This is a genomic window from Plantactinospora alkalitolerans (genome assembly GCF_015690345.1).
Lineage (GTDB): Bacteria > Actinomycetota > Actinomycetes > Mycobacteriales > Micromonosporaceae > Plantactinospora > Plantactinospora alkalitolerans.
This window is the reverse complement of sequence record NZ_JADPUN010000190.1, coordinates 26845-33578: the sequence shown is the minus strand read 5'-3', so window position 1 is coordinate 33578 and position 6734 is coordinate 26845. Positions and strand designations below refer to the sequence as shown.

Genomic DNA, 6734 nt, shown 5'->3' with positions numbered 1-6734 from the left:
CCCTCCGTCCGACCGTGTCGGCGGTCGCGACCGCCGCCGTGGGCATCACGCTCCTCGGCCTCCTCACCGCCCTGGTCCTCGGGATCGCCACACCGAACGGCGACAGGGTGGCCGCCGGCGTCCTGCTCGGCCTGCCCAATCTGGTCGTCGTCCTGCTGACGGTGGGGATCGGGGTGCCCTGGCGGCTCGACGCCGGCGGGATTGTCGGCGACCGCATCCTGCCCGCCCTGCAGAAGCGGCTGCCCACCGGTGAAGGCGGCCTGTCACTCTCGCTCGACTCGCTCTCCGGGATGGACCGTCCGGTATGGCTGCTCCCGGTCGTCATCTCCGGGCTGGTCCTGCTCGGATGCGGCATTCTCGCCGCGGCGCGTACCCCGCGTCAGCAGGTCGGCGATGCCGGTCCGGCGCCCGGGTCCGTCCGTCGCAGCCTCGGCCCGGCGGTCACCCTCGGCGTCCTCCTGGCGCTCCTTCTGCCCGTGCTGACCGCGGTGTCGGGGGTCTCGGCGGAGGTCGGGGTGGACGTCTTCGGCTTCAACATGAGCGACGCCACTCTGAACCTCGGCGGCAGCGCCGCACCGTCGTTCCTGGCCGGCCTGCTGGCCGGCGCGGCCGCCGGCTTCCTCGGCGGCCTGATCGTCGAACTGCTGCGGGTACGTACGCGTCGGCAGGTACCCGTACCGCAGTGATCGGCGTACCCGCCCGGTACGCCCTCGGCGTGGGGGTCCTCGTCGCCGCCGCCCGGCTGGCCCGCTGACCTCCGCTCAGGTCGTGCCGTCGGGCTACCCGGCCGCCGGTGTCCGCGAGATGCGGGCGGGCAGGGACGCCGCACCGCTGTCGGTCGTGGCGTCCGTGGCGGTGCTCCGGTCGACCTCGATCCGGCTGACCGGCGCGACCACCAGGTCGTGTATCCGCCAGTCGAAGTTCCGGGACCAGCGGCCGAGTTCCTCCAGCCGTTCGACGAGCCGGTCGGTGCCGGCGGCGGGTACGACGAGCAACTCGCCGACGAAGACGTGTCCCTCCTCGCGCAGCCGTACCCAGGCGTCCGCGACCCAGTCGTGGTCCCGGACCGCGTCGAGCAGTTCGCCCGGCAGCGGATGCGGACGGCGCTCGTCGACGGTGCGGGGGCGGTTGTCCATCAGGCTCGCCACCGCCCCCCGGGTGGTACGCATCCCGTCGCGGAGGATGTCGCCGCCGATGACCAGCGCGGCCACCGCGTCGGCCCACCACAGTCCGGCACCGATGCCGAGGACACCGAGGGCGGCCGCGCCCGCCGTCAGCCAGTCCGCCCGGTTCATCTCGGCGTCGGCGTAGAGGACCTTGTCGTGCAGTTGCCGGGCGAGTTTCTGCTTCGCCCGGCCGAGCAGGATCGCCGGCACCATCGTGACGGTCAGCGCGGCGATCATCAGCCAGCCCAGCCAGAAGCGGTGCCCGAACAGCTCGATCAGCCCGATCGGCGGTCGCTCGCGGGCGATCAGGCGGGCGAGTGAGTCGTAGACGACGTATCCGCCGAGGCCGAGCAGGGCGACGGCGCCCGCCAGGAACGCCACGCTGACCGACCGGTGGTACCCGTAGGGAAAACGGTCGTTGGGGCGCCGGTTCCGGAACCGGGCGGCGATCAGGAACGCGGCCGGCGGCACCAGGCCGAGCATGTCCTCGATCCAGGCCGCCTTCATCGCCTGCGACTGGCCGAGGGTGAGCGCCAGCAGCGTGACGGCGCCGAGGAAGAAGGCGATGGTCCACCATTCGAGCCGGACCGCCCGGCGGTGCAGTGCCGCCTTGTCCGCCGGCAACTCGAAGCGGTCGTAGAACCTCACGGCGTGGTCCCGGTGGTCTCGGCCGCCACGAGCAGACGTTCGACCTCGTCGGAGGAGAGCGCCAGCAGGAAGCGTTCCACCTCGACCTGCCAGCCGTTCTCGCCCGGCGGCACCGCCCAGACATGGTCGTGGCTGCCGAGTTCGTGCGAGGTGCGACGCAGGCCCAGCTCCCCGATCCGCCATTCCCCGACCACGACCGGAAGCCCGCCGGCGGCGGTCGCGTCGGCGACGGGTACCACGATCGCCTTCTCGGCGGCGAGCGCCGCGACCTCCGCGGTGCCGGCCGGCACGGCGACCCGTACCCCGGCGAGGTCGGCGGGCACCGCCAGGTCGGCGGGGGCGGCGACCACGGTCCGGGTGGTGAAGTAGGGCCGGGTGAGCGACGCCTCCCGCGTCCACGGAGCGTCGGCGGCCAGACCGCCGACGACCAGGTCCAGTACCCGGTCGTGGAGCGCGGGCATCAGGGCCGACTCCGCACCCGGATGCCACTCCACCCGCGACCCGAGCTGCTCGGCGAGCCGCTCGACCAGCCGCGCCTCGGCGCCGTCGACCATGCCGTCGCCGGCCACCCGGGTCCACGGTCGGTTGTCGGTGATCCCGACCCGCAACACCCCGTCCCGGACGTCGTCCAGGGTGCCGGCGGTGTCCCGTGGCCACTGACAGCCCCCGACCAGCAGCCCGGTGACGGCGAGCAGTGCGGCCAGGCGTCGCATGGGACCTCCTCCGGTTCCTCGGGGCGACGCCGTCCCCGGGCGGCGTCCACCACGGGCTCCTTCTACCCAGGACCGGCGTTCCGGTACCGTCCGGGCGACCTCGAGTCGTCCACGTACGACGGGCCGGGCGACGTGCTTCCGACGGACGTCGTCCACCGGAAGCACGCCACCTGGCCCGTCAGGCGCGGCGGCCCGTCCCGACCGGCGCTCAGGCCGGCGGGCCTCCTCCCGTCAACCCCCGCTGATCACGAAACCCGACCCCGGTTGGATCACGATGTTGCCGGTGGCCGAGTTGGTGATGGTGACATTGGTCAGCGTCGCGCTGCCTCGGGCACCGCCCATGGCGAGGATGCCGGCGCCGTTGTTGGACCTGTCGATCCGGACGTTGCTGATCACGACGCCGGGCATGCTGCCGCCGCCGGTCTTGAACTGGATGCCGTCGTACGTCGAGTCGTGGATGTCGGTGTCCCGGATGGTGACACCGGAGATGTCCCGGCTGGCCGCGAAGAGCGTGATGGCGCCGAACTCCTGTGCCTCGTTCCAGAAGGCGCCGCCGGTACGGTGGAGCCCGTTGTTGGCGATCAGTGTCTGCCCGGAGAAGGGCAGCGGGTCGTGGTCGGTCGCCAGCATGATGCCGGGGTAGTTCGCGGTGTCGTAGATCAGGTTGTTCTCGATCGTGTTGCCGTAGCCGCCGTAGACCGCGATGCCGTTCGCCCGCCAGGGCAGCTGGATCGTGTTGTTGACGAAGTGGTTGTCGTGTCCGATGTCCACCGAGGTGTCCCTGACGTACCGGCTGGACCAGACCGCCAGGGCGTCGTCGCCGGTGGTCCGGAACGACGAGTTGAACACCCGGGAGTTGCGGGTGCCGTTGGCGAAGTTGATGCCGTCGGCGTACGTGTTCCGGATCCGCATGCCGGTGAACTCGATGCCGTCACCCGGATTCCAGTACGCCGGCGTGTCGCTGTGGTCGCGGCCGACCCAGGCACCGACGTTGACGTGCTCGATCCAGACGTTGCTGATTTTCGTGTTCCGGCCGAGCCGGCCGTTGATGCCGTGTCCCCGGTTGGCCCGGTTGGTCGTCATCCCGAAGATCGCGATGTCGGAGATCTGGGTGTTGTCGTCGATGTCGAAGCCGACGTTGCCCTCGTGCGGATGGTTGATGTTGCCGACCACGTTCTGCGGTTCGGTGTCCGTGTACAGCTGCGAGTGCCACATACCGGCGCCACGGATCGTGACGTTGCGGATGCCCTTCTGGTTGAACTGACCCCGGGTGGGGTCCGGCGAGAGGATCTTCTGCTCCTGCCGCCACTGGCCCGCCGGGATCCAGACGCAGCTGATCACGCCGTTCTCGTCGTCGGTCACCGCGCGCTGGATGGCGGCCGTGTCGTCGGCCCCGTCGTTCGGGACGGCTCCGTACGTCGTGATCGAGGTGCATCCGGCGGGCTGGCTCAGTGGCGCCGCCACCTGCTCCAGGTCGACGAGGTCGATGATGTAGAACGACGCGTTGTCGCCGGTGTCCTGTTGCAGCCGGAACCTGGTGCCGGGCGGATACGACTGCGACAGCAGCGCGTGCGACTCGTCGAACAGCCGGCGCGCGTTCGCCTGCGGGGTGTTCGAGAGGCTCTCGGTGTCGTCGGTCAGCCCGTACAGCCAGCTGTTGCGGGAGGAGAGGGTCAGCTTGCGGGTGAAGGTGCCGTTGACGTACAGGCTGATCGTGGCCTCGGTGCCGCCGCCGCCCGCCGAGTCGGGGATGGAGTTGCGGACCACTATCGAGTTCGCCGGGCTGGTCGAGGTGAACTCGACGTACTGTCCCTGGCTGTTCAGGCGTACCGACCTGCGGCCCGAGGACTCGGAGGCGAAGTTGGTGTGCCCGAAGGTGCGTTTCGGGTCGGCCTCCAGCAGCGTGCCCTGGTAGCTGGCGGCCTCGGCCTCGTACTCGGTGTAGGGCACGGCCGCGCCGCGCCCGACGACGATCGACTGGGTGCGTACGTTGTTGGCCTCGTTGGTCTCCGCGACGGCGTTCGTCGCGTCGGCGGTGGCGGTGACGGTGGCGCCGCCGCTGGTGGCGGTCCAGCTGCCGGTGATCGCCACGGTGGTGGTCGCGCCCGCGGCGATCGGCGGGGTGTCGGTGTTGAGCGTGGTGCCGCCCACCAGGACCCGGGTGACCGTGGTGGCGCCCGTCGCGGCGGTCCCACGGTTGTTCACCGCCACGGTGAAGGTGACCGCCGCCCCGACGGCCGGGTTCGGCGGGTTGGAGTTGATGCCCAGCACCTGGAGATCGGGGCCGGGGGCCTGGGCGACCACCAGGGGCGTGGCCGAGGTGAAGCTGTTGTTGCCGTTGTTCTGCTCGACGACCGTGTTGGTCGGATCGACCACCGCCGAGACGCTGTAGCTGCCCGTCGGCCGGGTTCCGGCGCCCAGCGAGACCGTGGTCGAGGCGCCGGCGGCCAGCGCGCCCACCGGAGCACTGCCGACGACCGTGCCGGCCAGGCTGAAGTTGACCGTGGTCGCGCCGGCCGCTGCAGACCCCACGTTCTGCACCGTCGCCGAGAGGGTGACGGCGGTGGCCTCGTTCGGCGACGCGGGCGTCCAGTTCAACGCGTTGACGACCAGGTCGGGGTTTGGTGCGGGGGTTCCGCAGACCTCCAGTTCGGCCACCTGGCCGGACGGGGCACCGGTGTTGGAGTTGAACCGTAACTGCACGTCCGAGGTGGTCGCCGCGACCGGAACGGCCACCACGTTGTCGCCCTGGACGAACTGGTGGTTCGACGCGGACACCAGGTTGGTGTAGGCGGTCGCGGCCTGGTCGCGGCCGAGGATCTGGAAGTTCTGGGTACGGGTGCCCCAGGCCGGATCCGGGTTCAGCTTGACGTTCACCGCCGTGATCGAGTGGTTCGCGCCCAGCGAGACGGTCAGGGTCTGCGGGTAACCCGCCGCGCCCTCCCAGTACGTGCCGAGCTGTCCGTCGTTCGCCTTCTCCGGGGTGAAGGTGAAGGTGGAGCCGCTGGCCGCCATGGGTCTGCCCTGCGCCACGTTGGTGCAGCCCGGTGGCTGCGTACCGGTCCGGGTGGTGGTGTTGCTGTTGCCGGACAGGTTGCCGGCGCCGTCCCGCGCGCGGACGTGGTACGACACGGTCGCCGACGGCGGCTGGGTGTCCTGGTAGGTGAGTACGGTGCCCAGGGTCGCGACCAGGTTGCCGGCCCGGTAGACGTTGTACCCGGCCAGGCCGCTGCCGCCGGAATCGGTGGAGGCACCCCAGTTGAGCGTGATGGTGTTGCCCGAGCTGCTGTGTGACAGCGTGCCCGGGGTGGTCGGCGCGGCGGTGTCGGTCGGGCTTCCCGCGCCGTAGACCTCGAGTTCCGCCAGTTGCCCTGCCGGCCATCCGCTGTTCGCGGTGATGTTGATCCTGATGTGGCGGGCGGCGGCCTGGCTGAAGTTGACCGTGACCGAGCTGCCGGTGGCCGGGTTGAAGGTGTGGGTCTGGGCTGGCGCGAGGTCACTGAACGAGGTTCCGTCGGTGCTGCCCTGCACGCTCAGCGTCTGTGTGCGGGTGGCCCAGCCCGAGGTCGGCAGCTTCAGTCCGACGCTGTCGACGGTCATCGACGAGCCGAGGTCGACCTGTACCCACTCGGGGAAGGAGTTGTTGACGCTCTCCCAGTAGGTGCCCTGGTCGCCGTCGACGACCCGGGACGAGTCGTAGACGTCGGCGTGGCCGCTTTCCCGGGTAGGCCGGCCCAGGGCGAGATTGGTGGCCGCGATCCGCGCGCCGTCCGGCCTCACCGAGGGGGCCTTCTCGACCGGGAGATCGGGTCCGGCGGCCGCGGTCGCAACGGTTGGCCACCCCACGGCGGCGATCAGGGTGGCCGCGACTGTCGTCGCCGCCACCCTGATCAGGTTCGGTCGTTCCATCACTGTCCTTCCTGTGCGGAGGGGATCCGTGGCGAGTGGAACCGGGAGTCGATGGTCGGGGCGGGCGCGGTGGCGATGGGAGGAACGCGCGGCGCGACGTCGGCGCGGACGACCCGAAGGAGCGACTTCGGGAACTTGCGTGCTCCAGTAGCTAATCGGGCACGGCTTTGTCGTAATCTTTCAGCACGTTGGGGGCAAGTATTACCGAGGTGCTACGAAGACGTCAACACATTCGCATGGATGAGTAGAAAGCGACGCGCGGCGCTCAGCAGCTCTGGCCCGGCGACTACGTGCGCGG

At 70.6% G+C, this 6734-nt stretch carries 4 protein-coding genes; 1 reads left to right on the top strand and 3 read right to left on the bottom strand.

Annotated features, from left to right (window positions below):
- Positions 1 to 686, top strand: a 686-nt coding sequence (locus I0C86_RS20485) for a streptophobe family protein (protein WP_230394478.1), incomplete at its 5' end; no start/stop codon positions are given.
- Positions 687 to 779: 93 nt separating this feature from the next.
- Here I0C86_RS20485 and I0C86_RS20480 read toward each other — a convergent pair.
- The 3 genes from I0C86_RS20480 to I0C86_RS20475 all read right to left on the bottom strand — a co-directional run bounded on the left by I0C86_RS20480 (position 780) and on the right by I0C86_RS20475 (position 6436).
- On the bottom strand, positions 780 to 1814 hold the full coding sequence (locus I0C86_RS20480) for a cation diffusion facilitator family transporter (protein ID WP_323373749.1): 1035 nt from the start codon (positions 1812 to 1814) through the stop codon (positions 780 to 782).
- Positions 1811 to 2527 (bottom strand): transporter substrate-binding domain-containing protein, encoded by a 717-nt coding sequence (locus tag I0C86_RS43575; protein WP_230394477.1) that lies wholly within the window; start codon positions 2525 to 2527, stop codon positions 1811 to 1813. The genes I0C86_RS20480 and I0C86_RS43575 overlap by 4 nt, the downstream gene beginning before the upstream one ends.
- 231 nt (positions 2528 to 2758) lie before the next feature.
- Complete coding sequence (locus I0C86_RS20475) at positions 2759 to 6436, bottom strand: CARDB domain-containing protein (RefSeq protein ID WP_196202875.1); 3678 nt, start codon at positions 6434 to 6436, stop codon at positions 2759 to 2761.
- Between the last annotated feature and the right edge of the window lie 298 nt (positions 6437 to 6734).